A 26736-nucleotide genomic window follows, 5' to 3' on the forward strand; every position below is an offset into this window, starting at 1 on the left:
GGCCTCGCAACGCGTGGGGTGGTTTCGTTGTGGGGCCTGTTTTGCGTGTTTGGATCCCGAGGAGGGGCGCAGAGTGGGCCTCGCAACGCAGTGGGGTGGTTTCGTTGTGGGGCCTGTTTTGCGTGCCTGGCTTCCGCGCAGGGGCGCAGAGTGGGCCTCGCAACGCAGGTGGTGCCGTTGTGGGGCCTGCTTTGCGTGTTTGGATCCCGGGGAAGGCCGCAGAGTGGGCCTCGCAACGCAGGGGGGTGGGACGCTAGCGCTTGGGGGCAGGCTTGCGTTGGGTAGAAGCGCTCGACGCCGGTCGCTTGGCCGGCGTCGTTGGCGTACGGGGCGCGGGACGCTTCACCGCGGAGGTCTTCGTTGCACCGGATGCCCTGGCCGCGCCGGTTGCACGAGGTGCCGACGCAGCCTGGCGCTTAGTGCCTGTAGCAGGACGTGGGGCAGGTTTGCGCGGTGAGGGGGTGCGCTTTACCGTCGTCGAAGGTCGTTTCGGCGGAACAGCGGCACGCGATCCGAACGAGGGCACCACTGCCCCGAGGAACAGCACCGCCAGTGTCCCGACCCCCGCCACAGCAGCCAGGTAGAAGTAGATGTCGGAGTCCTGGGTGCTGCCGGCACTGCCCAGGGCGCTGGCATCCTGGTTGAAGGCGATGCCCCACATTCTCAAGAACGCGATGCTGCAGCCAATGAAGAGGCTGGTGCCCACTGCGCCCAGGAGGACCACGAGGTAGCGGCGGCGGCTGAAGACCTGCACCAAGGAGGCCAAATAGCAGACCAGGACAGCGCCCAGGAACAAGTACAACACCAGTTCCTCGAGTACCACTGCGGCCAGTACCAACAGCCCGAGCGAGACGAACGCGGACACCACCGCAAGCTTCCCGCTGTTCCCCATGTGACGCATGAGGTTAATCATCGCCGACCAAGTGGCAGCGCCACGCCGTCGTACATTGCAGTTGAATACCGTTGTGAGGCCCGCTCTGCGTGCTGTGAGCCGGTTGGAAGGCGCAGAGCCGGCCCCGCAACGCCCGTCCGGTTGCTTGCGAGGCCCGCTCTGCGCCCCAAAAGCCAAAAAGACCCCGCAGAGCGGGCCACGCAACGCGCAGGACGAACCTACTTGATGACGTATCCATGCATGATCGTCATCACGGCGGCGACGCTCTGCTCGCGGGTCCGCTCCGGGTTGTACGTCTGGCGGTCCAGGCCCACCACAAAGATGGCCCCGAAGATCGCCGCCTCCAGCGAACCGCGGGCAATGGACTCCTTGACCTTGTACCCGGACGCTACGCTTTCCACGGCCGAACCAATCACGGCCAGGAGTTCAGCGCGAAGTTCAGCGAACACGGCGCTCCACTCGCCGGGGGTGCGCCAGTTCTCGCTGACCCACAGGCGCGCGAAGGAGGGGTAGTCGTCCATGAACTCCATGGCCTGGCCCACCATGTTGTTCATGGATTCCAGGGGATCGCTGGCCTGGCCGCGAACGTCCTGGAGCCGGACCAGCATGATGTCCACACCATGCCGAAGCAACTGGGCGATCAGGTCCGACTTGCTGCCGAAGTTGTAATAGACAGTCCCCTTGGACACGCCGGCCGCGGCCGCGATTTCGTCCACCGTGACCCCCGCGGCGCCGCGCTCGCCGATCAATTCCATGGAGGCCTCGAACAGGCGCTGCTTGGTGGCGTTGGTGCGGCCCGGGCGGAGCTTCTTCTCCGCAGGTCCGGGTGCGACTGACTCGGAAGGGACGGGCTCGGTGGTGCTCATACTGCGATCTCCGGCTTCAGCGTCTTGAGGGTCCACACCTTGTGCTTGCGGACGGCGAGCGTGGACAGCGCCATTCCCAGCAAAGTGTATCCAAGCAGGCCCAGGACGGTAGGCCAGATCATGCTGAGCTCACCTCCGTAGATCAAGTGCCTCATGCCGGTGACCACGTAGCCCATGGGCAGGACCTCGTGCACCACATGCAGCGGCATGGGGGTGGTTTGCCACGGGAACGTTCCGCCCGAGGACACCAGTTGCAGGACCAACAGGATCAGCACCACGAACTTCCCGGGTGTCCCCATCAGCGCCACGATGCCCTGGATGATCGCGCTGAAGGCCATCACCGCGGCCAGCATGAACAGCCACATGCCGATGGGGTGGGCAGGGTTCAAGCCCAGGCCAAGGTTCACTACGAGCGTGAGGATGGTGGCCTGCAGCACCGAGACCACGAAGAACGGCAGCCAGCCTCCGACGGCGATTTTCCAGGCGGGGGCGTTCGAGGCCAGTGCCCGCTGGGTGATGGGCCGCATGGCCTGGACCAGCATAAACACGCCGATCCACAGTGCCAGGGTCAGGAAGAACGGGGCCAGCCCGGCGCCGTAAGAGCCCGCCTTGGCCTGTGAGACGTTGTCCACCGCCACAGGATCGGCAATCACTTTGGACACACTGCTCTTCTGCTCATCGTTCGGGTTGGGGATATCGCCCGCGCCCTTCGCGAGCTCGGTGGCGAGAGTGTGTGAACCATCGGCTGCGGTCACTGCGCCGCTGGCAAGCTGGCCCGCGCCGTCGTCCAGTTGGCGGGCGCCGTCGTCGAGCTTGGCCGCGCCTTCCAAAGCGGTCTGCTGTCCGGCGGCCAGCGTTGCCGCGCCGGTGTTCAGTTGTCCGGCCCCTGCGGCGGCTTGAGAAATCGCGTCGGTGAGCGTTGGCGTGGCTCCGGCGAGTTTGGCGGCTCCGGCGCTCACGGCAGCCGAGCCGTCCGAGAGTTGCTGGATCTTGGCGGCGTCGCCGGAAATCTTGGCCTTCGCGTCCGTGACGGGGCTCGAGGCCGCGGCGGCGTCGAAGTCCGCCAAGACCTTGGCGGCCTGCTCCTGGGTCAGCACGCCGGCGGTAACCAGCCGGGCGTTCGACTCGACCACCCGATTTCGGAGGCCCTTGTCTGCCGCTTCAAGCTGCCCGACGACGTCCTGGACTTTCGCGTTCAGCTCGGCGTTTCCGGCGGCTACCTGGGCGGCGCCGTCGGCGAGTTTTTTGGAGTCCGCAGGCAGCGTGGCCGTCTTGTTCTTCAGCTCGGTGAGGCCTGAGCTCAGCTGGCTGGCGCCGGTGTTGAGCTGGACCGCACCGTCCCGCAGTTTGCTTTGCCCGGCCACGAGTTGGTCGGCGCCGGTCACCAGTTCGGTGGTGCCGCCGTGGAGTGTTGTGGCGCCATCGCTCAGCTTTCCCACGCCCGTGGCCAGTTCCGAGGCTCCGTCCGCGGCTTTGACGATGGACGCGTGGATGGTCCCGAAGCCTGTGAGGAGCTGGTTTGCCGTTTCCTCGCCCACCTCCTTGGCCACCGTGGAGTGAACCGCTGTGGTGAGCTTGTCCACGATGGTGCTCAACAGGTAGTTGTTGGCGTCGTTGGTGGTGACGTGCAGCATGGCCTGGTTGGCGGCGTCGAAGCTGCCGGGCGAGACCAGGTTGGCGGAGAAGTCCTTGGGGATGCGCAGCGCAAAGGCGTACTCGCCCGTGCGAACGCCGGCGTCTGCGTCCTCGGCGCTGGAGACCGGCTTCCAGTTGAAGACGTGTCCCTCCACCAAGCTGTCGGCCACTTTCCGGCCCGCCTGCAGTTCGGTCCCGTCCGACGACGTTGCCCCCGTGTCCTCCACGACCAACGCGGCGTCGATCTGGTTCAGGTTGCCGTACGGATCCCAGTTCGCATAGAGGTACACGGCGCCGTACAAGAGCGGAACCATGGTCAGGGCGAGGATGGTCAGCTTGGGCAGGAGCCCGCCGGTCATGCGCTTGAGTTCGGAGCGGGCGAGCCGCAGAACAGTCACTTTGCAGTCCTTTGGAGGTTTTCGGATTCGGGGTCAGCGGCTGCCTGGGGCACTGCTGGAGCAGTCTCGGATGCTTTGAGCGCTTCCGGCTCTTCAGTCGCAGGGTCGGCCGCATGTTTTGCTTTGGGCTCGACGGCGGCAGCCGGCTTTGTTTGGGCTGGCTCGCCGGCTGCGGCTGGCTTGGGTTCGGTGTGGGCGGCATCCGCCTCCGGTTCGGGCGGGTGCGTCACGGAGTTGCCGATCACCGCTGCGGCCCCGGTCCAGTTGTCCGGGAGGGCACCGACGACGGCGACGACGGCAAGCGGCCGCCCGGCGTCGGACGCCAAAGCCTGAAGCCTGGGCAACCACGCTGCGGGATCGGCGCTGTGACGGTCGGGGGAGTCCACCACGAGGAGGTCCGTGGCTGGATCTGCCAGGGCAAGTGCGGTCAGTAGTTCGAGCCGGCGGGCGGCGGGAATTTGTTCGATCCAGAGACCCGCGATGTCCTCGAAGCTGTTGACCTTCAACCATGGCTTGCTCAGCAGCGCCCCACGGTAGCGGCGGGGGATCAGGGAGAGGTCTTCGGTGACGAGGTCACGGACGCTGAGGTGCTGCTCGGGTTCGTTGACCCCTGGGGAGTCCACCAGGGCGCTGGCGAGCCGGACTTTTTTGGTTTTTGTGGTGGTGTCCCAGCTGAGGACGCCATTGCTGGGCTTCATGCGGCCGCTCAGGGCCAACGCCAAAGCGGTCCGCTGGTCCTGGCCCTCTCCGGCAACGAGCAGAAGTTCGCCGCGGCGGACCTGTAGTGACGTCGCCGGCAGGAGATCGTCCCGGCGGCCGTTGATCTGGAGTTGCTGTACGGACAGCACAATGAAGCCTTTCGCAGAAATGGTGTCTGCTGAAAGTCTAACTAAACTGACTGGTCAGTTCAAATAGAGTTTAGAGTCCGTACTTCTCCAGGAGTCGCAGCCATACTTCGCTGATGGTCGGATATGAAGGAACGGCGTGCCACAGGCGGTCCAGCTTCACTTCGCCCACGATCGCGATGGTGGCCGAGTGAAGCAGCTCTGCAACACCGGGGCCCACGAAGGTGGCGCCGACAATCACCTGCCGATCCTCATCCACCACAATCTGGGCCCAGCCCTTGTAGTCGGGGGAGTGCAGTTGGGAACCGGAAACGTTGATGGGAAGTTCCACGCCGGTGACGTTCTTTCCCTGCAATAAAGCCTGCTCAAGGCTTGGCCCTACTGAGGCAACCTCGGGATCGGTGAACACCACGCTCGGGACGGCGTGATCGTTGGCAGTATGGGCCCACGGGCTCCACGGTTTCGGTGTGCCCTGGAGCTTGCCGTTGGCCCTGGCGACGATGGCGTCGCCGGTGGCGCGGGCCTCGTACTTGCCCTGGTGGGTCAGGAGGACCTTGCCGGCGGCGTCCCCCGCGGCATACAGCCAGAGCCCGCTGGTGCCGTCGCTGGCCGGGCCTTCAACCAGGCCGCTGGGATCGGTCGTGAGGCGGAGCGGCTTGCCGTTCTGCGCCTCGACGCCAACATTCTCCAGGCCCAGATTGGCCAGGGCGGGGTGCCGGCCCGAGGCAACCAGTAGTTTGTCAGCGGTGACAGTTTTGCCGTCGAATGCCACCGTCACCGTGCCGTCGTCGTTCTTCCCGACGTTCTGGACGTCGGTGTGAACGTGGACGGTGACGCCGTCGGCGCGGAGCCCGGCCAAGACCAGGGTGGCGGCCTCTTCCGGGTAACTGCTGAGCAACCGGCCACGGGCAATCAAAGTCACGTCCGAGCCGAGTCGGGCGAATGCCTGCGCCATCTCCACGCCCGCTACACCGCCGCCGAGCACGGTGAAGCGCCTGGGGATTTCCTTCGCTGCCGTGGCTCCGCGGGTGGTCCAGAAGGGGACGTCCTTCAAGCCCTCGATTTCCGGGATTGTAGGGGTCGAGCCCGTTGCGACCACCACGGCATGGTGTGCCTTCAGTGCGTAACTGTTGCCGTCGAGGCCATCCACCTGGACCTCGCGCGGGCCAGTGATGCGGCCGCGTCCACGGATGAGCTCGATGCCCGCACTGTCCAGCCACTCCACCTGGCTGCCGTCCTGCCAGTTGTTGGTGAACCAATCCCTGTTCTTCAGCGCAGCTTGGGCGTCGACCACACCGGTGACAGCCTCGGACGCGCCGGGGACTACTTGTGCAGCGTGGAGGACATTTCCTGGCCGGAGCAGTGCCTTGGAGGGGATGCAAGCCCAGTATGAGCACTCGCCGCCCACCAATTCGCTCTCGATAATCACCGCCGTGAGGCCGCCGCGAACCACCCGGTCCGCCACGTTTTCCCCAACGGCGCCCGCGCCGATCACGATTACATCGAATTCCCGCGAGGTCTCGGCAGTCATGGGAGAAGCCTACAACCGGCGCCTGTGCGTTGTGGGGCCTGCTTTGCGGGCTTGGTGTGGGTTTTGGGGCGCAGATCGGGCCCCGCAAGTTGGGCCCTTTCGTTGTGGGGCCTGCTTTGCGGGGTTGGTGTGGGTTTTGGGGCGCAGGGCGGGCCCCGCAACGTGGCGCTGTTCGTCCATATGGTGAGATGCGTATCTCATATTGCGGGATGGCTGGCTAGGCTGCTCCGCATGGGAGAAGAGTTGAAGCCTTTCGTCGACTGGAACTGGTGCGCGGAGAACGCAGGAAGAATCGTTCTTGCCGACACCCGTTGGTACCTCGACGGATCTTCCGGGAAGGAAGCCTATGGGAGCGGCCATCTTCCGGATGCTGTGTTCATCGACTTGGACCAGTGGTTGTCCGGCCCTGCGTCCCTGGAAGCCGGGAGGAACCCGTTGCCCGATCCTGAGATCTTTGCCCAAGGGATGCGGGAAGCCGGCATCAGCGATGCGGACACGGTGGTTGCCTACGACGACGCCGGGGGAGTTATTGCGGCCAGGCTCGTGTGGATGCTCCGGTCCACGGGGCATAGTGCCGCGATCCTCAACGGAGGCATGGCCGCTTATCCGGGCGAGCTCACCGCTCAGACACCGGCACCACGGACGGGGGTCTTCTCGGCTCAAGCTTGGCCCGAGCACCTGCTCTCCGATATTTCCGCAGTATCTGACGGCAAGTACACCGTCATCGACGCGCGGAACCGCGACCGCTTCGATGGACTCCAGGATCCCGTGGACCCTCGTCCTGGACACGTACCCGGGGCCGTGAATGTTCCGTGCCGCGAAAACCTCGCCTCCACGGGACACTTGATCCCGGATCTGCAGGTCCGCGCGAACTTCGAACGCGCCGGCGTTCTGTCCGCGGGGAACACCGTTTCCTACTGTGGTTCCGGAGTGACGGCCTGCCACAACCTGCTGGCCATGGAGCATGTGGGTATGGGCCAGGGCAAACTGTTCGTCGGCGGATGGTCCCAGTACTCGCGAGCGAACGACAGGCCCGTGGCGAGGACATCCCCAGTGGTGTGAGGCCTGCTTTGCGTGCCTGGCGTGGATTTTGGGGCGCAGAGCGGGCCTCGCAACGCTGGCCTACGCGGGCATTGTTGGCCTATGCCTGTAGTGCGCCCTTGAACCAGCCCGTGATGCTGGCCGGGTGTGTGATGGCCGTACCCACCACCACGGCGAACGCTCCGGCGTCGAGGGCTTGCCGTGCTTGGGCAGGGGTATGGATGCGGCCCTCTGCAATGAGGGCCCTGCCCAACTCGGCGGAAGCGATGTGCTCCAAAAGCTCCAAGTCCGGGCCGTCAGTCTTCGGGCGCTCGCCGGTGTAACCGGACAACGTGGTGCCGATCAGGTCAGCACCCGCTTCGGCGGCGGCAACAGCGTCATCGAAAGACCCACAATCCGCCATGACCAGCGCGTGGGATTCTGCGTGAATGCCGGCCACGGTCGCTGCCAAGGTCAGCCCATCCGGACGCTCCCGACGCGTTCCGTCAATCGCCACAACGTGCGCACCGGCATTCGCCACAGCCAAGGCATGACGAAGCGTAGGTGTAATGAAGACGCCGTCATGCCCGTCCTTCCAAAGGCCAATGACTGGAACCTCGACGGCGGCGCGCGTGAACTGCACGTCGGCCAACCCTTGGACGCGGATCGCCGCAGCACCTCCGATGACAGCCGAGGCCGCCACCTGGGCGGTGGTCCGGGGATCGCGCATGGGCTCTCCGGGGTACGCCTGACAGGAAACGACCAATTGGGAGCGGAGGGCTTCGAGGCCTTCGGGTGTGAGGATCATGAGGTTCCCTTTACTTACGGACTACTTAAGGACGAGTTTCGCGGCGCCAACAATGGCCGCTGTGTTGCCGAGCGTTGCCGGGAGGACGGGGACGGCAAACAAGGGAGCCAGGAGTTCCTTCCGGAGCGCCGTTTCCATGGGCTTCCACCACAGTTCACCGGCATCGGCAAGGCCGCCGGAGATCACCACGGTTTCAGGATCAAGGATGTTGATAAGCCCGCCCACGGCCTGTCCAGCAGCGGCTGCGCCAATCTCGATGGCACGCATAGCTGCGGCGCTGCTGTCCGCAGAGCCTGCGGCAGCACCGCCGTCGAACGCAGCACCGCCGTCGCGTGCTTCAGAAGCGGCCAGCGCAAAGACGCCCCGGGTGTCGGCAGCGTCCACGGCAGAACCTCCAAACCGCAAAAACGCTTCATAAAGAGCCGGCCCGGAAGCCACAGACTCAACATGCCCGGAACCACCGCAAACGCAGGGCAGCTGTGACCCTTCAAACGAGGCATAGGGAGAAGCGAAATGCCCCACGTGGCCACCCACACAGCGGTGGCCCAAAACAGGAGCGCCGTTCAGCACAAAGCTCCCGCCCACGCCGGTTCCGAACGCCACCATCAGCAAACTTGAGGAACCTGCGGCCGCGCCAAGCCAGGCCTCACCGAGGGCATGGGCGTGGACATCGTTGACGGCTCGCACAGCCGAGGCGGGAAGCGAAAGACGGGATGAAAGCCCCAAAACGAGCTCAGTCCCGGCCCAACCATGAATCGCGTCCGTGGCAGACACCACAGCCCCGGAAGAAGCGTCGATCACCCCAGCGGAGCCGATGCCGACGCCGGAAACCGAAATCCCGGCGTCGGCAGCGCTCGCCATCAAGCCCGCGATCAGCGCAGCGGTGGCGTCGAGGATTGCTTCGCCACCGGCCCGGTTCAAGGTCGGAATGGTCTCCGACATCAACACTTCGCCAGAAGGGGCAACAACCCCGGCGGCGGTTTTGGTGCCACCGAGGTCAACGCCGATCACGTGGTTCATGGAAGCCTAGACCAGCCCGTTCCGCTCCAGAATTGAACGAATCAGAGCCGTCTCGGAGTCATTCAAAGACAGCATCGGTGAGCTCATGGTGTTGGACTCGATGACGCCCATCACCTGAAGCGCGGTCTTGAAAGCGCCCAGGCCAGCAGCGCCTCCGGAGACACGGCCGTTGGGGGCGTAGACGATCTCGAAGACGTCGGCCAGGCGGTCCTGCTCCCTTGCCGCGAGAGCCCAGTCACCGGCCTGGGCGGCGTCGAACAGGCGGCGGTAGCCTGCTGGATCAACGTTGCCGAGGCCCGGAACAACACCCTGGGCGCCACCGAGGAGAGCGCCGTCCACCACCACTTCGTGACCCGTGAAGATGTCGAAGTTGGGGATGTCCTTGGCGGCCAGGAGCAGTTGGCGGAAGGAGACGTCGTCGCCGGAAGAGTCCTTGACGCCGGCAATGACGCCATCGCGGCCGAGCCGGACCAGCAGGTCCGTGGGCAGTTTGAAGTGCGTGCGGACCGGAACGTCGTAGGCGAAGATCGGCTTTTCGATGGCCGCGTGGATGCTGCGGAAGTGCGTTTCGGTCTCCGCGGCGTTGCCGATTGCGTAGTACATGGAGGTGACCACGATCGCGTCGGCGCCGAGGTCAACCACCTTGCGGGCTTCCTCGATGACGCGGTGGGTGGTTTGCTCGTTGGCGCCCACGATCAGCGGAACCGCACCGGCGTTGGCGTCGGCGATGGTGGAGACCACCAGCTCACGCTCGTCGTTGGTCATGTAAGGGACTTCGCCGGAGGAGCCGAGGACGAAAAGCCCGGACACCCCGCCGTCGATCAGGTGCTTGGTGACGTTCTTCAGCGACGCGGTGTCGATGCTGCCGTCGGCGTGGCGGGGGGTAATGACCGGGGGGATGACGCCCTGGAACTGAGTGGACACAGAATTCTCCGTTGTTTGTAGCTTGTGAAGGGAAAAACTAGATGTGAAGCAGGCTCGGCGCGGCGCCCAGGAGCTTCTTGGTGTAGTCGTTGCTCGGGTTGTCGAAGACCTGACTGGCTGTGCCTTGCTCCACGATCTTGCCGAAGTACATGACGCAGATGCGGTCCGAGACATAGCGGACGGTCTGGATGTCGTGCGAGATGAAGACCATGCCAAGGTTCAGCTGCTTCTTGAGGTCGGACAGCAGGTTCAGGACCTGGGCGCGGACCGAAACGTCAAGGGCCGACGTCGGCTCATCCGCCACGATGATGTCCGGGTCCAAAGCCAGGGCGCGTGCGATCGCCACGCGCTGGCGCTGGCCGCCGGAAACCTGCGACGGCGTCACCTCGGCTGCCGATGCCGGCAAGCCCACCAGCGCCAACAGTTCCTTGACCGTGGCAGCGCGGGAGGCAGCGTTGCCGATGCCGTGGATCTGCAGCGGATCGGTGAGGATGTCCTGAATGGTCATGCGCGGGTTCAAGGCCGTTGCCGGGTCCTGGAAGACCACGGAGACGGACCTGCCAAACTGCTTGCGCATGGCCGCGTTCCGTTTGATTGCGGGCTTCCCGTGGAACAAAACCTGGCCCGACGTCGGCGGCTGGAGTCCCACAAGTACTGACGCGAGCGTGGACTTGCCACAGCCGGACTCACCGACGATGCCCACGGTTTCGCCGCGGCTGATGGTGAAGTCCACGCCGTCCACAGCCTTGACGATGTTCGGACGGAACAGGCCACCGGTCCGTGCATGGTGGTAGACCTTGACGTCCTTGAGTTCGATGACCGGCTTTCCGGTTGACAGGCTCATTTCGCGTCCTCCTTCAAATGGCTCGCCCAGTAGTGGTCGGCATCGCCGCCGTTGACGGAGTCAACCGAAGCAACCGCGGTGAGGACCAGTGGCTGGTGGGGATCGGCGTCGGGCCTCAGTGAGCGGGCCGCAAAGCGGTCTCCCTTGGCGAAGTCCCGCGGCGACGGGACCGTGCCGGGGATCTGGTGCAGGCGAACAGCATCGGCCTCGATGGAGAGGACGGCACCCAACAGGCCGCGAGTGTACTCGTGCTTGGGATTCTGCAGGAGCTCGGAGGCCTGGGCCGATTCCACCACCTGGCCGGCGTACATCACGGTGATGCGGTGGGCGAGGGAGGCCACCAACGCGAGGTCGTGGCTGACAAACACCATGGCGAATCCGAGCTGCTCGCGGAGTTCGTTGAGGAGGTCCACAACCTGCTTCTGGACAGTGACATCCAGGGCGGTGGTGGGCTCATCAGCCACAACGATCTTCGGCGAGCGGGAGAGGGCCATGGCAATCAGCACGCGCTGGCGCTGGCCGCCGGAGAGCTCGTGCGGGTAGCTGGCGAGGGTCCGGACGGGATCCAGTTTCACCATCTCCAGCAGCTCGGTGGGAGTCTTGCGGCCGCCGCGCTTGGTGAGCTGTTCCAGCTGGTCCTTGATCTTCATGGAGGGGTTGAGCGAGCTCAACGCGTCCTGGTAGACCATGGCGATCTGCTCACCGCGAAGGCCCTCGTAAGCCTTGGGGTTGCTGTGCTTGGTGGCGGAGTCCAGGAGTTCCTTGCCATCGAAGGTGATGGAGCCGGTGACCTGGGCAGTCTTGGGCAGCAGCCCCATCACAGCAAGCGAGGTGATCGACTTGCCACAACCGGATTCACCCACGAGGCCCATGGTTTCGCCTTCGCGGACCGTGAACGAGACGGTGTCCACGATCGCGATGTCGCCGAAGCGGCTTGGGAAACGGATGGACAGGTTCTTCACTTCGAGGATATTGCGGGCTCCCGGGGGGACCTGCGGGAGACGGTCTGTACGCTTCGCTTCGATGGCCGCCAGCAGTTCCAACTCGCGGTCCAACAAGAGGTGCGGGTTTGCTGCGGCCAGCTTCACGTCGGTGAGGACGGCTGAGGTGCCCATATCGGAAGTGACGGTGTCGCCGGAAGCCGCACGGACGCCGTCGAGCTCGTGTTGCTCAATTACGGACGGCTGGGCCACCGAGGTGGCAACCTCAGCGTCGACAGCAACGGCGGCTGAAGCACCGTCGTCGTCCTTTACTACCGGCGCGCGCCGGAGCTTCGGGTTCACCATGGCGTCGGTGAGGCCCTCGGCCAGGATGTTCAGGGACAGCACGGTCAGCAGGATGGTGACACCGGCGAAGGTGGTGGCCCACCAACCGCCGGACAGGACCAGGTTGCGGCCGTAGGAAATGACGTTGCCCCAGGAAGGTGCGGGGTCCTGGACGCCCGCGCCGAGGAAGGACAGCGAGGCTTCGAGGATGATGGCGTCCGCCACCATGACCGTTGCGAACACCAGCACTGGAGCTGCGGTGTTGCGGACGATGTGCTTGACCAGGATGTAGAAACGGCCGGCACCGATCACGCGTTCAGCACGGACGTAGTCTTCGCCGTACTGTGCCAGCACGTTGGCTCGGACCACGCGGGCAAGCTGTGGGGTGTAGATGATGGCGATCGCAATGATGATGGTGGGAACCGAATTGCCGAACGCGGCCAGCAGCACAGCTGCGAGGGCGATGCCGGGGAACGCCATGAGGATGTCCATGAGCCGCATGATGATCTCGTTGACGGATTTGCTGGACGTCGCGGCGAAGGAACCAAGGAGCGCTCCGGCGAGGATGGCCAACGCAACCGCGCCGAGGCCGATCAACAGCGAAGACTGGGCTCCGAACAGGAGCCGGGAGAAGATATCGCGGCCCAGGCGGTCAGTTCCGAAGAAGTGTTCGGCGCCCGGCGGGGTGGCCGGTATGAACGTCTCCAGCGGATCGTGCGGTGCGATGACCGGCGCGAAGATGGCCGCCAGGACAATCACGATGAGGAAGAGCAGGGCGATGCGGGAGCCCCACGGCAGGGCCTTGAAACGAATGCCCGGGGCACTTAGCCGTTCTGCGAGCTTGCTGCGCATGAGCTATACCGTCCTGATTCGTGGGTTGATGAGCAGGTAGAGAAGGTCCACCACGATGTTCACCAGGACAAAGGTGACCGAGATGGTGAGCACCACGCCCTGGACCAGGTTGACGTCCAGGTTGGTGATGCCGTTGAGGATCAGTTGGCCCATGCCGGGCAGGGCGAAAATCATTTCAATCACGACGGCGCCGCCCAGCAAGTAGCCGACGCGGAGTCCCAGCACGGTCACCGGGGTGACGAGCGCGTTGCGGAGGACGTTCTTGGAGACAACCTCGCGGTAGGGGACGCCGTTGCCGATGGCAGTGCGGACGTAGTCGCGGTCCAGTTCCTCCACCATGGAGGTGCGGACCACGCGGATCAGCGATGCCGACACAGGAATGCCGAGCGCCAAGGCCGGGAGGGCCATGGAGTTGAGCCAACCGCCGAAGCCGGACTCCGGCGTCGCAATACCACCCGAGGGGAACATCGGGTTGGCGCCGAGCGCGAACCACTGGATGAGCAGGATGCCCAGCCAGAACGACGGCGTGGCGATCGCGGCGATGGAGAAGACGCGGACCAGTTGGTCCTGCCACTTGTCGCGATGGAGGGCACCGAGGATGCCGAACGCGAGCGAGAGCACGATCGCGATAAGAACACCCAGGAAGGTGAGCTGCAGGGTCAGCGGGAACGCCGAGCCGATCATGGATGCCACCGATTTTGCCGGCGGAGTGGTAACCCCGAGGTCGAACTGCAGGAGCTTTCCGAGGAAGCGGAAGTACTGCAGGACCAGGGGATCGTTCAGGCCATTGTCCTGGCGGTACTGCTGCTTCGCTTCTTCACTGGCGCCATCGCCGAGGGCCGAGCTGGCCTGGTCGCCGGGAGCGGCCTGCAGGACGAGGAAGACGAGCAACGTAATGCCCAGGATCATCAATGGCAATGCTGCAAGTCTGCGACCAAGCAAACGCAATATCGTGACCAATTTGTTCTCCGGTTGGTTGGGGTGTTGCTGGTTGTGGGGCCTGCTCTGCGGGCTATTTGGGGGATATAGGCCGCAGAACGGGCCTCACAACAGGGAGGGTGCTTAGGCGGTTCGTCCGACGTCGATGAACGACAAGCCGGTGGTGGGCAGGGGCTGGAAGCCGTTGAGCTTCTTCTCATCCCAGGCGCTGGGGAGTTGGCGGTGGAAGATCGGGTAGAGCGGCACTTCATCGGACACCATGTCCACGATTTCGCCCACGATCTTCTTGGCCTCTTCACCGGATGCCTGGGAGCCCTTGTTCATGAGTTCCTGCAGTTTGGCGCGTTCCGGGGTGGACCAGAAGGCGCGCTTGTCCATCCAGGTCGCGCCCGAGTAGAACCAGCTCAGGAGGAGGTCAGCATCGTTGCCGAAGACCGAGGGATCGCCAGGGGCAGCAACCACGGAGAAGTCGCCCTTGCCAACACGGTCGCTGTACAACGCGCCGGACTGAAGGCTCTTGACGGTGACCTTGACACCCGGGATCTTGTTCCAGGATTCGAGGATCAGCGGTGCAACGTCCTTGACCCAGGCAGTGTCCGTGGTGAGGAGTTCGAATTCGAGGTTGGTGACGCCGGCCTGCTTCAGCAGATCTTCTGCCTTGGACGTATCGAAGCCGTACACGTTCTTGGCCTTGACGTAGTCCGGGTGACCTTCCTGGAAGTACGACGTGGCGGCCTTGGCGTTGCCGAACAGGGCCTTCTTGATGATGGATTCTTTGTCCATGCCGTAGTGGAGCGCCTGACGAACCAGTTTGTTGTCGAACGGGGCCTTGGCGCAGTTGAACATGAGGAACAGCAGGCCGAAGGACTGGACGGATTCAACCTTGACCTTGGACTTCAGGCCGTCGACGTCCAGGTAGGGAACGTCTTCGATCGCCTGAACGCGGCCGGACTGGACTGCGGTGACGCGGGCTGCCGCGTCGGAGAGCAGCAGCCAGGTCATGCCCTTGGCCAGTGCCGGCTTGGGACCGTTGTAAGCGGCGAACGCTTCGAAGACGATCTTGTCGTCCTTGACTGCCGAGATGAGCTTGTACGGACCCGAGCCCACCGGGGAAGCGTCGAAGGCCTTCAGATCTGTGGCGAGTGCCTTCGGAACGATCTTCACCACGGAGATGCGGGGGCCGAAGCCCGGGAAGGCGTACTTAAGGGTGAACTCCACCGTCTTCGCGTCCAAGGGCTTGACGTCCTGGATGAAGGGGATGAACTGGGAGAACAGGGACTTGTTGGCAGGGTCCATCACGCGGGTGAACGAGAAGGCGACGTCCTCGGTGGTAACGGGGGAACCGTCGTGGAACGTGGCACCGTCGCGGATGGTCACTTGGTAGGTGGTGTCGTTGATCTTCTTGGGATCCGTGGCTGCCAAGGCGTTGTAGGGCTGACGCGTGGCTGGGTGTAGCTCAATGAGGCCTTCGAAGATGTGCAGGTTGGCTGCCATCGGCGTGGCTCCGGAGGAGCTGAGGGGATCGAAGCCGGTGGACAGCGCGTAGGAGATGCCGGCCTCAATGGTGAGGTCTTTGTTGACCGCGGCAGTGTTGGTGGTGGTACCGGTGGTGGTGCTGGCAGCGCCGCCGCACGCAGAGAGGGTTGCCGTGAAGGCGGCCGCTGCACCAACTGCGCCGCTTAGCTTCAGGAAGTTCCGGCGGCTGGCATCGTTGACCAGCGGCAGGCTGTGGATCGTCTTGCTCATAGGGTGCCTCACCATTCGCGTTTCATGGGTTATCGGATGTAGGACGTCCGATGCTCGTATGGAAACTGTAAGGGCGGTCACAACGGAACGTCAAGTGGGAATGTGCGCTTGGGCTGCTGCCGCGCGCCTGGCGGCTTGCCGGCTGCGGCCGGTCCTGAGGGGAAATCTCAACGATTTCCCGGTACATAGCTATGACGGAGGTGGGACATCCGATATTGTATGTTGCGAGTCACTCATTCTTGGGTGGGCACTAAGCTCGCCTCAATATTAACACCGCACCTGCTCTCGGACCCGGCCTCTGCCGGTCTGTGGGGCAGGTGCATCGGCAAGGAGAAAGCCATGACAACTTCCGGTGTGGTTCCGCAGGCGCGGTTCAGTGCACAGGCCCGGCTGCGTGCCTTGCAGTCGGACATTATGGAATTGATTCTTGAGCGCGAGCTCGAGGCAGGCGATCCGTTGCCGACCGAGAGCGAGCTTTCCGGCGCTCTGGGCGTGGGTCGCAACACGCTCCGCGAGTCGCTCAAGGTGCTGCAAGCCCTGGGCGTCATCGAAATTCGCCACGGCTTCGGCATGTTCGTGGCGCCGAGCAACTTTGACGCACTGGCGGACGGCCTGACATTCAGGGGCCGGCTCTCGCTGCGGCATCAGGGATTGGAAGCCCTGCAGCTGGTGGATGTGCGCCAGGCGCTGGAGTCCGGCCTGATCGGCTCGTCCATCGATGTCATGACCAAGGAACAGCTCGCGTCCATCGAGGAGGCCGTGAAGCAGATGGAAGAGCTGGCCGCTGCCGGCGAAAACTTCGTGGCTGCCGACGCCGAATTCCACCGCCGCCTCTTCGAACCTCTGAACAACGAGCTCCTGATCAACCTCATGGGCGTGTTCTGGAAGGTGTACCGGAAGATCCACGTGGAGATCGGACCAGGGAACGAAGACCTGGCGAAGACTGCTGCGATGCACCGAGGAATCTATGCGGCTGTCGCCGCGGGGGACAAGGTCCTGGCGTCCGAACTGCTCAACCGACACTTCGATGGCATCCGCCGCCGCATCAGTGAGGCCGTCGGGGAGTAAACGCCCCGCACTCAACTCAAGGGCCGCCGTCGTACTTCTTTGAAAAGTACGACGGCGGCCCTTTCCGTTCTGCGCGCGGGTCACTTGCCGCCGTGGTTGGGTACCTGGGGACAACAAAAGACCCGCACCGGCGAACCGGTGCGGGTCTTGATTTGTGCGCCCAAAGGGATTCGAACCCCTGACCTTCTGTTCCGTAGACAGACGCTCTATCCAGCTGAGCTATGGGCGCATTTCGTGTGATTCTCGGCGGTCTGTTTCTCTGACCCCCTCGAACCTCAATAAACTTTACAGAAGTTCATGTGAAGTTCCAAATCGAAAAGCTGTAATCTGCGCAACTAGACCGGTCTACGTGACCTTAGTCACTTAAATCTCGCTTTTCACTACCCCAACCCCTTATTTCTAGCGGTTTTTACTTTTGGGCTGTGTGGATGTCCGATGTCTGACAGCGGATTGGTCTGGTCCGCGGCCCCTATCGTTTAGGACACACCACTGAACCCGAGGAAGGGAACCGCAATGGGCGATCTGGCGCGACTGCCGCTGCTTGAGAAGGCACCTACTACGCATGCACGCCTGCTGGCCTGGGTTGAGGAAGTTGCCGAGCTGACTCAGCCGGACCGCATCCACTGGGTTGATGGCAGCGAAGCAGAAAACAAGAAGCTCACCGACGAACTGGTCGAGGCCGGCACGCTGAAGCGGCTGAACCCGGAAACGTTCCCGAATTCATTCGCAGCGTTCTCCGACCCGGCTGACGTTGCCCGTGTAGAAGAGCAGACCTTCATCTGCTCGGAGAACGAGCGCGACGCAGGCTTCACCAACAATTGGATGGCCCCGGCCGAAATGAAGCAGAAGCTGCGCGGACTGTTCGCCGGCTCCATGCGCGGCCGCACCATGTACGTCATTCCGTTCGTCATGGGCCACCTGGATGCCGAGGACCCCAAGTTTGGCGTCGAGATCACCGACTCCGCCTACGTTGTTGCCTCCATGCGCATCATGGCCCGCATCGGGACGGACGTCCTGGACCGCATCACGCAGACCGACGCTTTCTTCGTCCCCGCCCTCCACTCGCTGGGCGCACCTCTGGAAGCCGGCCAGGCTGACGTTGCATGGCCTTGCAACACGGACAAGTGGATTGTGCACTTCCCCGAAGAGCGCTCCATCTGGTCCTTCGGCTCCGGCTACGGCGGCAACGCCCTTCTGGGCAAGAAGTGCTACGCGCTGCGCATCGCTTCGGTGATGGCACGCGACGAAGGCTGGCTGGCCGAGCACATGCTCATCCTTAAGCTGACCTCGCCGGAGCAGAAGACCTACTACGTCTCGGCTGCTTTCCCGTCCGCTTGCGGCAAGACCAACCTTGCGTTGCTCGACCCCACCATCAAGGGCTGGAAGGTTGAGACCCTTGGCGACGACATCACCTGGATGCGCTTCGGCAAGGAAGGCGAACTCCGCGCGGTCAACCCTGAAGCAGGCCTGTTCGGCGTTGCACCGGGCACCGGCTGGGGCACCAACCCGAACGCCATGCGCGCCATCGCCAAGGGCAACAGCATCTTCACCAACGTGGCACTGACCGACGACGGTGGCGTCTGGTGGGAAGGAATGACGGAGGAAACTCCGGCGCACCTGACCGACTGGCGCGGCGAGTCCTGGACACCGGACTCCGATGCACCCGCTGCGCACCCGAACTCGCGCTTCTGCACGCCGATCGACCAGATCGACATGCTGGCCGAGGAATACTTCAGCCCTGAAGGCGTGGAACTGTCCGCGATCCTGTTCGGTGGCCGCCGCAAGACCACCATCCCGCTGGTCACCGAGGCCCGCGACTGGTCCAACGGCATCTTCATGGGTTCCACGCTGTCCTCCGAGACCACTGCTGCTGCCGCTGGTGCCGTTGGCGTCGTTCGCCGCGACCCCATGGCCATGCTTCCGTTCATCGGCTACGACGCAGGGGACTACCTGAACCACTGGGTGAACCTGTCCGCGAAGGCAAACCCGGAGCGTCTGCCCAAGATCTTCCTGGTCAACTGGTTCCGTCGCACGGCTGAAGGCGGCTTCGCCTGGCCGGGCTTCGGAGACAACGCCCGTGTGCTCAAGTGGGCCATCGAGCGTCTCGAAGGCAAGGCCGACGCTGTGGAAACTCCGATCGGCTTCGTACCGACCGGCGAATCCATCGACCTTGAGGGCCTGGACATGACCCCGGCCCAGGTTGAGTCGGCTGTTCGCGTCGACCCGGAGGAGTGGGCAACTGAGCTGGCATCCATCGAGGAATGGTTCGCGAACTTTGGCGAGTCGCTCCCGGCGGCGCTCCAGTCCGAGCTGGACGGTCTCAAGACCCGTCTGGGCTAGACCTCTTAGGAACAACGGCGTTCTTAAGTGAACGACGACGGCCCGTCACCTTTCGTTTGAATGGTGACGGGCCGCCGTCGTTCCAGTCACTGGTGGCGTGATGCCCTGAAGCCTAGCTGGCAAGCCACACGTCCGGGCCGAAGACTTCGTAGTGGATCCGGGTGGCGGGAATTCCTGCGTCAATGGCTTCGTCGCGGATCTTCTTCATGAAGGGAAGCGGGCCGCAGAGGTACAACGAGGCGTCCGCGGGGACGTCCACTTCCCGCAGGGACATGAAACCCTGGCTGGCTGCGGCATGCGGTGTTTCGAGCCAGAGTTTCAGATCGGCGTCGATTGTGGCAGCGTCTGCCGTCATTTGCCCGCTGAGTGCCCAGTTGTCCATGGTCTTCTCCGCGTGGAGGACCAGGACCTGCCGGTCCGTGCCAGTCTCGGCGAGTGAACGCAGAATGGACGCCGTGGGTGTGCAGCCAATTCCTGCCGAGGCGAGAATGACCGGGCCGGCTCCCTGCTTGAGGGTGATTTCGCCGTAAGGGTTCGAGATCTCCAGAATGTCGCCGGGTTCGACGCCGGAATGCAGGGCGGTGGACACCTCGCCGCCGTCATTGAGTTTGGTGGTGAAGGTCCGGCTGGTGCCCGTGTCGCCGGACAAGGAATACTGGCGCACCTGGCGCAGTCCGTCGCTGAGGAGGACCTTGACGCTGATGTACTGACCCGGCATCGCTGGCGTGACCGGGGTGTCGTCCGCAGGTTCCAAGGTGAACGTTACGGCGTCCGCGCCTGCCTGCTCCTTGGTGGTGACGCGCCAGGGCATCCACATTTTGCTGTTGGCTTGGGAAGCGTAGAGATCCTTTTCAAGCTTGATCAAGGCATCGGCCATGAGCCAGTAGACCTCAGTCCATGCCTCCGCGATGTCCGGCGTGATGACCTCGGCCAGGTCTGAGGCGATGGCTGCGAACAAGTGCTTGTACACCACGTCGTATTGGTCCTCGGTGATTCCGAGGGAGGCGTGCTTGTGGGCGATCCGGGAAAGGACCTTCTCTGGAAGGGTTCCCGGGTTGTTGACCAGATGGGTTGCGAAGGCCGCGATGCTCCCGGCGAGTGCCCGCTGTTGATCACCTGAACGCTGGTTGGAACGGCTGAAGAGGCCATCGAGCAACTCTGGATGGGCTGCGAAAAGCCGCTGGTAGAAGTCGGCAGTGATGGCGCCGATACGTGAGCCCACCAAGGGGAGGGTTGCTTCGATGATGGGGCGGGACTTTTCCGAGAGCATGGTTCTCCTGGGTGTAGGGGCCAGCCGAGACCGACCGAAATATATAAGCATTTGGAATGCGTATATTTATATCTCAACTTCTACACCTCGTAGAAGACTTGTGCAAACTGGGAGTAAGGTGCCGGAAGCGCGATTCCCGGTGGCCGTTTACGGCTGGGTGGCCGGTACCCTGAACTCCGGCCGCAGCCCGATGGACTGGAACACCGGATTCATCTGGCGGGCGTGGGGGAGGGACGCGATAACCACGGTATCCAGTTCGGTATAGAACGCTTCCCTGGCCCGATTCATCGCGTGGCGCAGGCCGCACTCATTGATGAGCGGGCAATTCTTGGTGGGGGATTGGCACTCCGCTGGATCCTGTCGGCTGTCCAGATGCCTCAGGACTTCCCCGACCGTGGCTCGCCGCCCTGATTCATTGAGTCGGGAACCGCCCAGCCGTCCCCGTTCGACATCGATATAACCCAGGGCACGCAGGCGGACCATCGCCTTGCTGACGTGGTTGTACGGTGTTCCCACGGCGTCCGCCACCGCTTGGGTGGTCAGGAGCATGCCTTCGGGGGCCGCGGCCAACACCATGATGGCGCGGAGGCTGACATCTGCGAACGCGTTGATTTTCATGGCATCAGCTCCCGGGTAGGGTCCAGCTCACGGGCAGGGTCTAGTCGACCCAGACGGATGGTTCGTGTGTATCGGGTTCCATCGTGCTGAAGGCAAAGCCCTCGGCCGTGGGTGTGTACGGAATGATCGCTGCCAGGACTTGGCCGTTCCGATGTTCGGCTGCGCCGTGGATACCGTCGGACCCGTGGTCCGGCAGGCTGACGTCGCTCACCACTGCTACGGCCCGGTAATCGTCCCGGCCCTGGCACAGCAGGTCATGGACGTCGGTCAGCATTTGGCCAGCATCGACGTCGCCGTTTTCATCCGGCTCACCGGGAGCAATCATCACTATCCGCAACTCGCCGTCGTTGGACAGGGTGATGCCGAAGGGGAAGAAGCCGCCGTTCTGCTGGATGTGCTCCTGGGCAGTTCCCAAAGCGGTGCCCAGGGTTTCACGGAGTTCGCGGTCCTGGTCGGTTTCCTCCGGGACGTCTGCGGTAGCGGGCTGATCGTTCATGCCTGAACCTATGCCCGGACCAGTGCGAGGACGCGGTCGCGGATCTTTTCCATGGTGGGCTGGTCCTTGGCTTCGGCGTTCAGGCGGAGGAAGGGTTCGGTGTTGGATGGGCGCAGGTTGAACCACCAGCTGCCGTCCTTGGCCGTGAAGGTGCTTCCGTCCATGTGGTCGATGTCGATGTCTTCGGTTTCAAAGTCGACGCGGACGCGTTCAACGGCGCCTGCTTTGTCCTCGATCTCGGAGTTGATCTCGCCGGAGGAGACGTAGGGCTCGTACTGGCGGCCGAGCTCGGACAACGGACCGTCCTGCTCGCCCAGGGCAGCAAGGACGTGCATGGCGGCGAGCATGCCGGTATCGGCGTTCCAGAAGTCCCGGAAATAGAAGTGAGCGGAGTGCTCCCCGCCGAACACGGCACCTTCTTCGGCCATGACGGCTTTGATGAAGGAGTGTCCCACGCGGGTCCGTACCGCACGGCCGCCATCTTTGGCGACGAGCTCCGGGACGGCTTTTGAGGTGAGGAGGTTGTGGATGATCACAGGGGTTTGTTCCCCTGCAGCCTGGGCACGGGCGATTTCGCGGCGGGCGACCATTCCCGTGATCGCGGACGGCGAGACAGACTCGCCCTTCTCGTCGATCACGAAGCAGCGGTCAGCGTCGCCGTCGAACGCCAAGCCGATGTCCGCGCCGTGCTTGACGACGGCGGCCTGCAGGTCGCGCAGGTTTTCCGGTTCCAGAGGGTTGGCCGGGTGGTTGGGGAAGGAGCCGTCCAGTTCAAAGTAGAGCGGGACAATCTCGAACGGCAGCGCCGGGAGCAGCTTGTCGCCAAGCACTGCCGGGGTGGTCAGCCCTGCCATGCCATTGCCGGCGTCGACAACGATCTTCAGCGGACGGGAGCCCGAAAGGTCCACCAGTTGGCGCAGGTATTCCGAGTAGTCCTTCAACACATCACGCACGCCGATCTCGCCGCGCGTACCCGCGGCCGGGATGGTGCCGGAATTCAGGTACTGCTCGGCCAGGGCCTGGATTTCCTTCAGGCCGGACTCCGAGGAGATGGGTTGGGCGCCGGCTTTGGCCATTTTGATGCCGTTGTATTCGGCCGGGTTGTGGCTGGCCGTGAACGTGGCACCGGCGGCGTTCAACGCACCGCAAGCGTAGTAGAGCTCATCTGTGGAGATCAGGTCCAGCAGAAGGACGTTCGCTCCGCGCGTTGCTGCACCGTTGGCGAAGGCCTGGCTGAACTCCGGCGAGGAGGGACGCATGTCTCCTCCAACCAGGACGGTCTCGCCTTCAAGGCCCAGGACGTCGATGAAGGCAGCACCCACGGCCTCGACGATTTCAGCCGTGATGGACTCACCAACGATCCCTCGGACGTCATACGCCTTAAAGGATGCCGAGAGGTCGAATGTCTTGTTCTGCTCGCTAGTCACGCGCTCAATCCTACTGTGGCAACGCAAACGGGCAGGAATGCGGGCACGTGGCTTGTGGATAATCGTTGTCCACATAGCAGGGTCTTCAGGTTATGGCTGTCAGGGTCGGCTGGAATACTGGGGTGATGGCCAACAACTCCCAGAACGCTGCAGTTTCCGTGCAATCACCCACCCAGCAACAGGCATTGGCATGTCTGCGGGAGCTGGTGGGGCACCCGGAGGCCCAGTTCCATGACGGCCAGTACGAGGCCATCGAAGCGTTGGTTGATGCCGGCCGCCGGGCCTTGGTGGTCCAGCGTACAGGTTGGGGAAAATCGGCTGTCTACTTCGTTGCCTCGCTGCTGCTGCGCAGGCGGGGTGCGGGCCCCACTCTGATTGTTTCGCCGCTGCTGGCGCTCATGCGGGACCAGGTTGCCGCAGCCGCACGGGCAGGAGTGCGGGCTGTGGCCATCAACTCCGCCAATGCTCTGGAATGGGACACCGTCCTGGCCCAACTGGCCGCTGACGAGGTGGATGTCCTCCTGGTCTCTCCCGAGCGGCTGACCAACCCCTCCTTCCGGGAGAACCAGCTCCCGGAACTCATCCGCCGTACCGGCCTTTTGGTCATTGATGAGGCGCACTGTATTTCGGACTGGGGACACGACTTCCGTCCGGATTACCGCCGGATTGCGGACCTTATCGCTCAGCTGCCAGCGTCCGTTCCGGTCCTGGCCACCACAGCCACTGCCAATTCCAGGGTGGTCCACGACATCGAGGAGCAACTCGGTGATGGAGTACTGACCATCCGTGGTGCCCTGGGCCGTGAATCGCTGCGGCTCGGCGTCCTGACACTGCCGGATTCCCGGGACCGGCTGGGGTGGTTGCTGACCCACCTGGCAGATATGCCTGGCAGCGGCATCATCTACACGCTCACGGTCTCGGCGGCTGAAGATACTGCCAGACTCCTGGCCGAGGCCGGGCACAACGTCCTCTCCTACACAGGACGCACTGACCCTGCCGACAGAGAACGTGCGGAACAACTCCTAAAGGAAAACCAAGTGAAGGCCCTCGTGGCCACGTCCGCGCTGGGGATGGGCTTCGACAAGCCTGACCTGGGCTTTGTCATCCACCTTGGCGCGCCGTCGTCGCCAGTGGCCTACTACCAACAAGTTGGCCGTGCAGGACGTGGAGCGGCCAACGCAGATGTCCTGCTGCTTCCCGGCTCCGAGGACCGCGAAATCTGGCAGTACTTCGCCACGGCCTCCATGCCGTCGGCCGAGAAAGCGAACGCTGTCCTCGCTGTCCTCGGCGAGGCCGGTTCAGCGCTGTCCACGGTGGCTCTGGAAGCCAGGGTGGACCTTCGCCGAACACCGCTGGAACTCCTGCTCAAAGTCCTTGCGGTCGATGGAGCCGTGGAACGCGTTGGTGGGGGCTGGCGATCCACCGGGCTCCCGTGGAACTACGACGCCGAACGCTACGCACGGATCGCCGAAGCGCGGGTGGATGAGCAGGATTCCATGGTGATCTACCAGGACACCGCCGGGTGCCGCATGGAATACATCACCTCAGTGTTGGACGACGAAACGGCTGCCGCGTGTGGGCGCTGCGACAACTGCGCCGGCCGATGGTTCCCCGTGGACGTGGCAGCCTCCGCCGCCGACGCCGCAGGGCAGACACTGCGCCGGGCCGGAATAGCCGTGGAACCACGCCTTCAATGGCCCAGTGGAATGGACCGCCTCGGAGTGGCGGTCAAGGGAAAGATCAAGCCTGATGAAAGCGTGTCCGAGGGGCGGATTCTTGCCAGGCTCACCGACCTTGGCTGGGGTGGGTCGCTCCGCGAACTGTTCGCCGCCGGGGCGCCGGACCGGGCAGTAGACCCTGCCATGCTGCAGGCATGTGTCCAGGTACTGCGCGAATGGTCAGGTGCTGAGGGCGGGACTCCGTGGAGCGGAGTCGGCCGTCCTGCAGCCGTGGTCAGTGTTCCGTCACGGAGCAAGCCTCAGTTGGTTGAGTCCTTGGCTCAAGGAATAGCGGGCGTAGGGCGGATGCCCTACCTCGGACAACTGCAACCACAGCACGGCGGGCCCACCGGCGCACGTGGAGGGAACAGTGCGTACCGGCTGGCAGGGGTTTGGGACAGGCTTGTGGTCGGTCCCGATCTCGCCCAGGCTTTGGCAGGTCTCGGTGGCCAACCCGTGCTGCTGGTCGATGACCTCATTGACAGCCGCTGGACCATGACGGTCTCGGCCAGGGCGTTGCGCCAAGCCGGCGTGAGCGCGGTACTGCCGCTGGCGCTGGCCCAAGCCGGATAGTGCCGCCACACGGGTAGTGCCGCCCAAACCGGGCAATGCGCTGGCCCACTCGAAGGCATAACGACGTCATGTTGTGATCGCTCCCACGCTGCCTCTATAGGATCAAGCAAACAGCCTGCTGCCCGTCGCAGGCATACGCTAAAACCCGGACCGGAGCCATGAGCGCAAACCAGAGCAACACCGACGTCGATGCCTCCGACCAGACGACGTGGCGGCCACGCCTGGCGCTGCTGGTGGCTGCAACGTTTTTCATGGAGTTCCTGGACGGGACCATCCTCACCACGGCCATTCCCAGCATCGCCTCCGATTTCCGGGTAGCGCCGGCGGACATCAATATCACCATGACGGCGTACCTGGTGACGGTCGCCATGGGCATTCCGTTGAGCAGTTGGCTGGCGGAGCGGTTCGGTGCCCGCACAATTTTCTGTCTCGCGATATCCGTGTTCACTCTTGCCTCCCTGCTCTGCGCGATCAGCACGGACCTGACCATGCTCACGCTCAGCCGGGTGGCGCAAGGCATGGGCGGAGCCATGATGGTTCCCGTGGGTACCCTGGTGGTGCTCCGGGGCACTCCCAAGTCCGAACTCCTCCGGGCCACCGCCTACCTCGTGTGGCCGGGCCTCCTTGCTCCAGTGTTGGCGCCGATGGTGGGTGGGGCGCTCACCACCTTCCTGTCATGGCACTGGATCTTCATCATCAACATTCCGCTTGGGCTGGCCGCCTTCATCGCTGCCCTCAGGCTGGTGCCGCGGACACAGCTCGACGGGAAGCGCCGGCTGGACTGGTTCGGACTGTTGCTGACAACGCTGGGCGTAGGCGCTTTGGTGGTGGGGTTGGAGACCTTGGGTGGGCACGCATCAAACGTCCTGGCCGCAGGAGTTGTCTTTGCCGGGGTAGTGTCCCTCGCAGGCGCGGTCTGGTGGATGAGCAAAGCGAAAGTTCCCCTGTTCAACCTCAGCGTCTTCGGTACCAGGACCTTCAGGGCAACATCCACCGGGGGTTTCATTTACCGGCTGACCATCAGTTCGGTCCCTTTCCTGCTGCCACTGATGTTCCAGGATGGTTTTGGCTGGGATCCACTGAAGGCCGGTGTCATGGTGGCAGCGGTGTTCGTGGGCAACATTGGAATCAAACCAGCCACTACGCCGTTGATCAGGCGTTTCGGGTTCAAGCCGGTGCTCGTTTTTGCCTCGTTCGCGTCGGCCGTGACGTTTGCGATGTGCGCCTTTCTTGACGCCCAAACACCCGAGCCGCTCATTTTCGCCTTGCTGTTGTTCAGCGGCGCGTTCCGTTCCATCGGTTTCTCCGCCTACGCCTCGGTACAGTACGCGGACATCGTTCCGGGGCAATTGCCCTCGGCCAACGCCATCTCGGCAACGCTGGTTCAGTTGGCGGCAGCGGCCGGGATCGCCGTGGGTGCTTTGTTCCTGCGCCTGTTTGAGGCCACCGAGGTGTTCGGTCCTGATCAGGTGGCGGCCTACAAGGGAGCCTTCGTCGCCATGGCTGTTCTGATGCTGATCAGCACTGTAGACAGCCTCACCCTCCACCGTCATGCGGGTGCTGAAGTCAGCGGCGGCGCCAAACGGGGGTTATAGGACAAAACGTGTGTATGGGAGGGGCTTGCTTCCCAGTGATCGCGCG

At 63.7% G+C, this 26736-nt stretch carries 21 protein-coding genes and 1 tRNA gene; 5 read left to right on the forward strand and 17 right to left on the reverse strand.

What is annotated here, in order from left to right; genetic code table 11:
- Window positions 1-253 precede the first annotated feature (253 nt).
- The 5 genes from RQH14_RS22350 to RQH14_RS22370 form a co-directional block, all read right to left on the reverse strand.
- Window positions 254-892: a hypothetical protein gene (locus tag RQH14_RS22350; RefSeq protein ID WP_311215306.1), complete on the reverse strand. Its 639-nt coding sequence runs from the start codon at window positions 890-892 to the stop codon at window positions 254-256.
- A 218-nt stretch (window positions 893-1110) separates the two neighbouring features.
- The gene (locus tag RQH14_RS22355; RefSeq protein ID WP_311215307.1) at window positions 1111-1758 is read right to left on the reverse strand and encodes a TetR/AcrR family transcriptional regulator; all 648 of its coding nucleotides are present in this window, start codon (window positions 1756-1758) and stop codon (window positions 1111-1113) included.
- Entirely contained in the window at window positions 1755-3791 is a 2037-nt protein-coding gene (locus tag RQH14_RS22360) for a YhgE/Pip domain-containing protein (RefSeq protein ID WP_311215308.1), read from the reverse strand. Before RQH14_RS22360 ends, RQH14_RS22355 begins: the two co-directional genes overlap by 4 nt.
- Window positions 3788-4639, reverse strand: coding sequence for an ABC transporter ATP-binding protein (locus tag RQH14_RS22365; protein WP_311215309.1), 852 nt, complete (start codon window positions 4637-4639; stop codon window positions 3788-3790). Before RQH14_RS22365 ends, RQH14_RS22360 begins: the two co-directional genes overlap by 4 nt.
- A 70-nt stretch (window positions 4640-4709) precedes the next feature.
- Window positions 4710-6167, reverse strand: a complete 1458-nt coding sequence (locus RQH14_RS22370; RefSeq protein ID WP_311215310.1) for an NAD(P)/FAD-dependent oxidoreductase — start codon at window positions 6165-6167, stop codon at window positions 4710-4712.
- 231 nt (window positions 6168-6398) lie between these two features.
- Here RQH14_RS22370 and RQH14_RS22375 point away from each other — a divergent pair, with 231 nt between their 5' ends.
- Complete coding sequence (locus RQH14_RS22375) at window positions 6399-7229, forward strand: sulfurtransferase (protein WP_311215311.1); 831 nt, start codon at window positions 6399-6401, stop codon at window positions 7227-7229.
- Window positions 7230-7308: 79 nt separating this feature from the next.
- Here the strand turns inward: RQH14_RS22375 and RQH14_RS22380 are convergent, their stop codons facing one another.
- From RQH14_RS22380 to RQH14_RS22410, 7 genes are all read right to left on the reverse strand, one after another.
- Window positions 7309-7995 carry an N-acetylmannosamine-6-phosphate 2-epimerase gene (locus RQH14_RS22380; RefSeq protein ID WP_311215312.1) on the reverse strand — a complete coding sequence of 229 codons (687 nt, stop codon included), beginning with the start codon at window positions 7993-7995 and terminating at the stop codon, window positions 7309-7311.
- A 21-nt stretch (window positions 7996-8016) separates the two neighbouring features.
- Window positions 8017-9015 carry an ROK family protein gene (locus RQH14_RS22385; protein ID WP_311215313.1) on the reverse strand — a complete coding sequence of 333 codons (999 nt, stop codon included), beginning with the start codon at window positions 9013-9015 and terminating at the stop codon, window positions 8017-8019.
- 6 nt (window positions 9016-9021) lie between these two features.
- Complete coding sequence (locus RQH14_RS22390) at window positions 9022-9939, reverse strand: dihydrodipicolinate synthase family protein (protein ID WP_311215314.1); 918 nt, start codon at window positions 9937-9939, stop codon at window positions 9022-9024.
- A gap of 37 nt (window positions 9940-9976) precedes the next feature.
- A complete protein-coding gene (locus RQH14_RS22395; protein ID WP_311215315.1) occupies window positions 9977-10783 on the reverse strand; it encodes an ATP-binding cassette domain-containing protein in 807 nt (268 codons plus the stop codon).
- Entirely contained in the window at window positions 10780-12900 is a 2121-nt protein-coding gene (locus RQH14_RS22400; protein ID WP_311215316.1) for a dipeptide/oligopeptide/nickel ABC transporter permease/ATP-binding protein, read from the reverse strand. The genes RQH14_RS22395 and RQH14_RS22400 overlap by 4 nt, the downstream gene beginning before the upstream one ends.
- Before the next feature lie 3 nt (window positions 12901-12903).
- Complete coding sequence (locus RQH14_RS22405) at window positions 12904-13860, reverse strand: ABC transporter permease (RefSeq protein WP_311215317.1); 957 nt, start codon at window positions 13858-13860, stop codon at window positions 12904-12906.
- A 102-nt stretch (window positions 13861-13962) separates the two neighbouring features.
- Window positions 13963-15585, reverse strand: a complete 1623-nt coding sequence (locus tag RQH14_RS22410) for an ABC transporter substrate-binding protein (RefSeq protein ID WP_396136347.1) — start codon at window positions 15583-15585, stop codon at window positions 13963-13965.
- A 339-nt stretch (window positions 15586-15924) separates the two neighbouring features.
- On the opposite strand from RQH14_RS22410, the gene RQH14_RS22415 reads away from it, so the two are divergent.
- Window positions 15925-16653 carry a FadR/GntR family transcriptional regulator gene (locus RQH14_RS22415; protein WP_311215319.1) on the forward strand — a complete coding sequence of 243 codons (729 nt, stop codon included), beginning with the start codon at window positions 15925-15927 and terminating at the stop codon, window positions 16651-16653.
- Window positions 16654-16808: 155 nt separating this feature from the next.
- Here the strand turns inward: RQH14_RS22415 and RQH14_RS22420 are convergent.
- Window positions 16809-16882, reverse strand: a tRNA-Arg gene (locus RQH14_RS22420).
- Window positions 16883-17166: 284 nt separating this feature from the next.
- On the opposite strand from RQH14_RS22420, the gene RQH14_RS22425 reads away from it, so the two are divergent.
- A complete protein-coding gene (locus tag RQH14_RS22425) occupies window positions 17167-18993 on the forward strand; it encodes a phosphoenolpyruvate carboxykinase (GTP) (RefSeq protein ID WP_311215320.1) in 1827 nt (608 codons plus the stop codon).
- 112 nt (window positions 18994-19105) lie between these two features.
- On the opposite strand, the gene RQH14_RS22430 is transcribed toward RQH14_RS22425, so the two are convergent.
- The 4 genes from RQH14_RS22430 to RQH14_RS22445 form a co-directional block, all read right to left on the reverse strand.
- The gene (locus RQH14_RS22430) at window positions 19106-20263 is read right to left on the reverse strand and encodes a globin domain-containing protein (protein ID WP_311215321.1); all 1158 of its coding nucleotides are present in this window, start codon (window positions 20261-20263) and stop codon (window positions 19106-19108) included.
- Between the two features lie 147 nt (window positions 20264-20410).
- Window positions 20411-20881: an Rrf2 family transcriptional regulator gene (locus RQH14_RS22435; RefSeq protein WP_311215322.1), complete on the reverse strand. Its 471-nt coding sequence runs from the start codon at window positions 20879-20881 to the stop codon at window positions 20411-20413.
- Between the two features lie 40 nt (window positions 20882-20921).
- The gene (locus RQH14_RS22440; protein WP_311215323.1) at window positions 20922-21377 is read right to left on the reverse strand and encodes a hypothetical protein; all 456 of its coding nucleotides are present in this window, start codon (window positions 21375-21377) and stop codon (window positions 20922-20924) included.
- Between the two features lie 8 nt (window positions 21378-21385).
- The gene (locus RQH14_RS22445; RefSeq protein WP_311215324.1) at window positions 21386-22804 is read right to left on the reverse strand and encodes a phosphomannomutase/phosphoglucomutase; all 1419 of its coding nucleotides are present in this window, start codon (window positions 22802-22804) and stop codon (window positions 21386-21388) included.
- A gap of 125 nt (window positions 22805-22929) precedes the next feature.
- Between RQH14_RS22445 and RQH14_RS22450 the strand changes: the two genes are divergently transcribed.
- The gene (locus RQH14_RS22450; protein ID WP_311215325.1) at window positions 22930-25095 is read left to right on the forward strand and encodes a RecQ family ATP-dependent DNA helicase; all 2166 of its coding nucleotides are present in this window, start codon (window positions 22930-22932) and stop codon (window positions 25093-25095) included.
- Window positions 25096-25253: 158 nt separating this feature from the next.
- Complete coding sequence (locus RQH14_RS22455) at window positions 25254-26690, forward strand: MFS transporter (protein WP_311215326.1); 1437 nt, start codon at window positions 25254-25256, stop codon at window positions 26688-26690.
- The last annotated feature ends 46 nt before the right edge of the window (window positions 26691-26736 follow it).

This window comes from Arthrobacter sp. WCS2018Hpa-7 (assembly GCF_031843805.1).
Classification (GTDB): Bacteria; Actinomycetota; Actinomycetes; order Actinomycetales; family Micrococcaceae; genus Arthrobacter.

Coding starts and splice junctions, on each gene's coding strand:
- RQH14_RS22350 (WP_311215306.1), bottom strand. CDS start 892: ATGGGGAACAGCGGGAAGCTTGCGGTGGTGTCCGCGTTCGTCTCGCTC.
- RQH14_RS22355 (WP_311215307.1), bottom strand. CDS start 1,758: ATGAGCACCACCGAGCCCGTCCCTTCCGAGTCAGTCGCACCCGGACCT.
- RQH14_RS22370 (WP_311215310.1), bottom strand. CDS start 6,167: ATGACTGCCGAGACCTCGCGGGAATTCGATGTAATCGTGATCGGCGCG.
- RQH14_RS22375 (WP_311215311.1), top strand. CDS start 6,399: ATGGGAGAAGAGTTGAAGCCTTTCGTCGACTGGAACTGGTGCGCGGAG.
- RQH14_RS22380 (WP_311215312.1), bottom strand. CDS start 7,995: ATGATCCTCACACCCGAAGGCCTCGAAGCCCTCCGCTCCCAATTGGTC.
- RQH14_RS22385 (WP_311215313.1), bottom strand. CDS start 9,015: ATGAACCACGTGATCGGCGTTGACCTCGGTGGCACCAAAACCGCCGCC.
- RQH14_RS22395 (WP_311215315.1), bottom strand. CDS start 10,783: ATGAGCCTGTCAACCGGAAAGCCGGTCATCGAACTCAAGGACGTCAAG.
- RQH14_RS22400 (WP_311215316.1), bottom strand. CDS start 12,900: ATGCGCAGCAAGCTCGCAGAACGGCTAAGTGCCCCGGGCATTCGTTTC.
- RQH14_RS22410 (WP_396136347.1), bottom strand. CDS start 15,585: ATGAGCAAGACGATCCACAGCCTGCCGCTGGTCAACGATGCCAGCCGC.
- RQH14_RS22415 (WP_311215319.1), top strand. CDS start 15,925: ATGACAACTTCCGGTGTGGTTCCGCAGGCGCGGTTCAGTGCACAGGCC.
- RQH14_RS22425 (WP_311215320.1), top strand. CDS start 17,167: ATGGGCGATCTGGCGCGACTGCCGCTGCTTGAGAAGGCACCTACTACG.
- RQH14_RS22430 (WP_311215321.1), bottom strand. CDS start 20,263: ATGCTCTCGGAAAAGTCCCGCCCCATCATCGAAGCAACCCTCCCCTTG.
- RQH14_RS22435 (WP_311215322.1), bottom strand. CDS start 20,881: ATGAAAATCAACGCGTTCGCAGATGTCAGCCTCCGCGCCATCATGGTG.
- RQH14_RS22440 (WP_311215323.1), bottom strand. CDS start 21,377: ATGAACGATCAGCCCGCTACCGCAGACGTCCCGGAGGAAACCGACCAG.
- RQH14_RS22450 (WP_311215325.1), top strand. CDS start 22,930: ATGGCCAACAACTCCCAGAACGCTGCAGTTTCCGTGCAATCACCCACC.
- RQH14_RS22455 (WP_311215326.1), top strand. CDS start 25,254: ATGAGCGCAAACCAGAGCAACACCGACGTCGATGCCTCCGACCAGACG.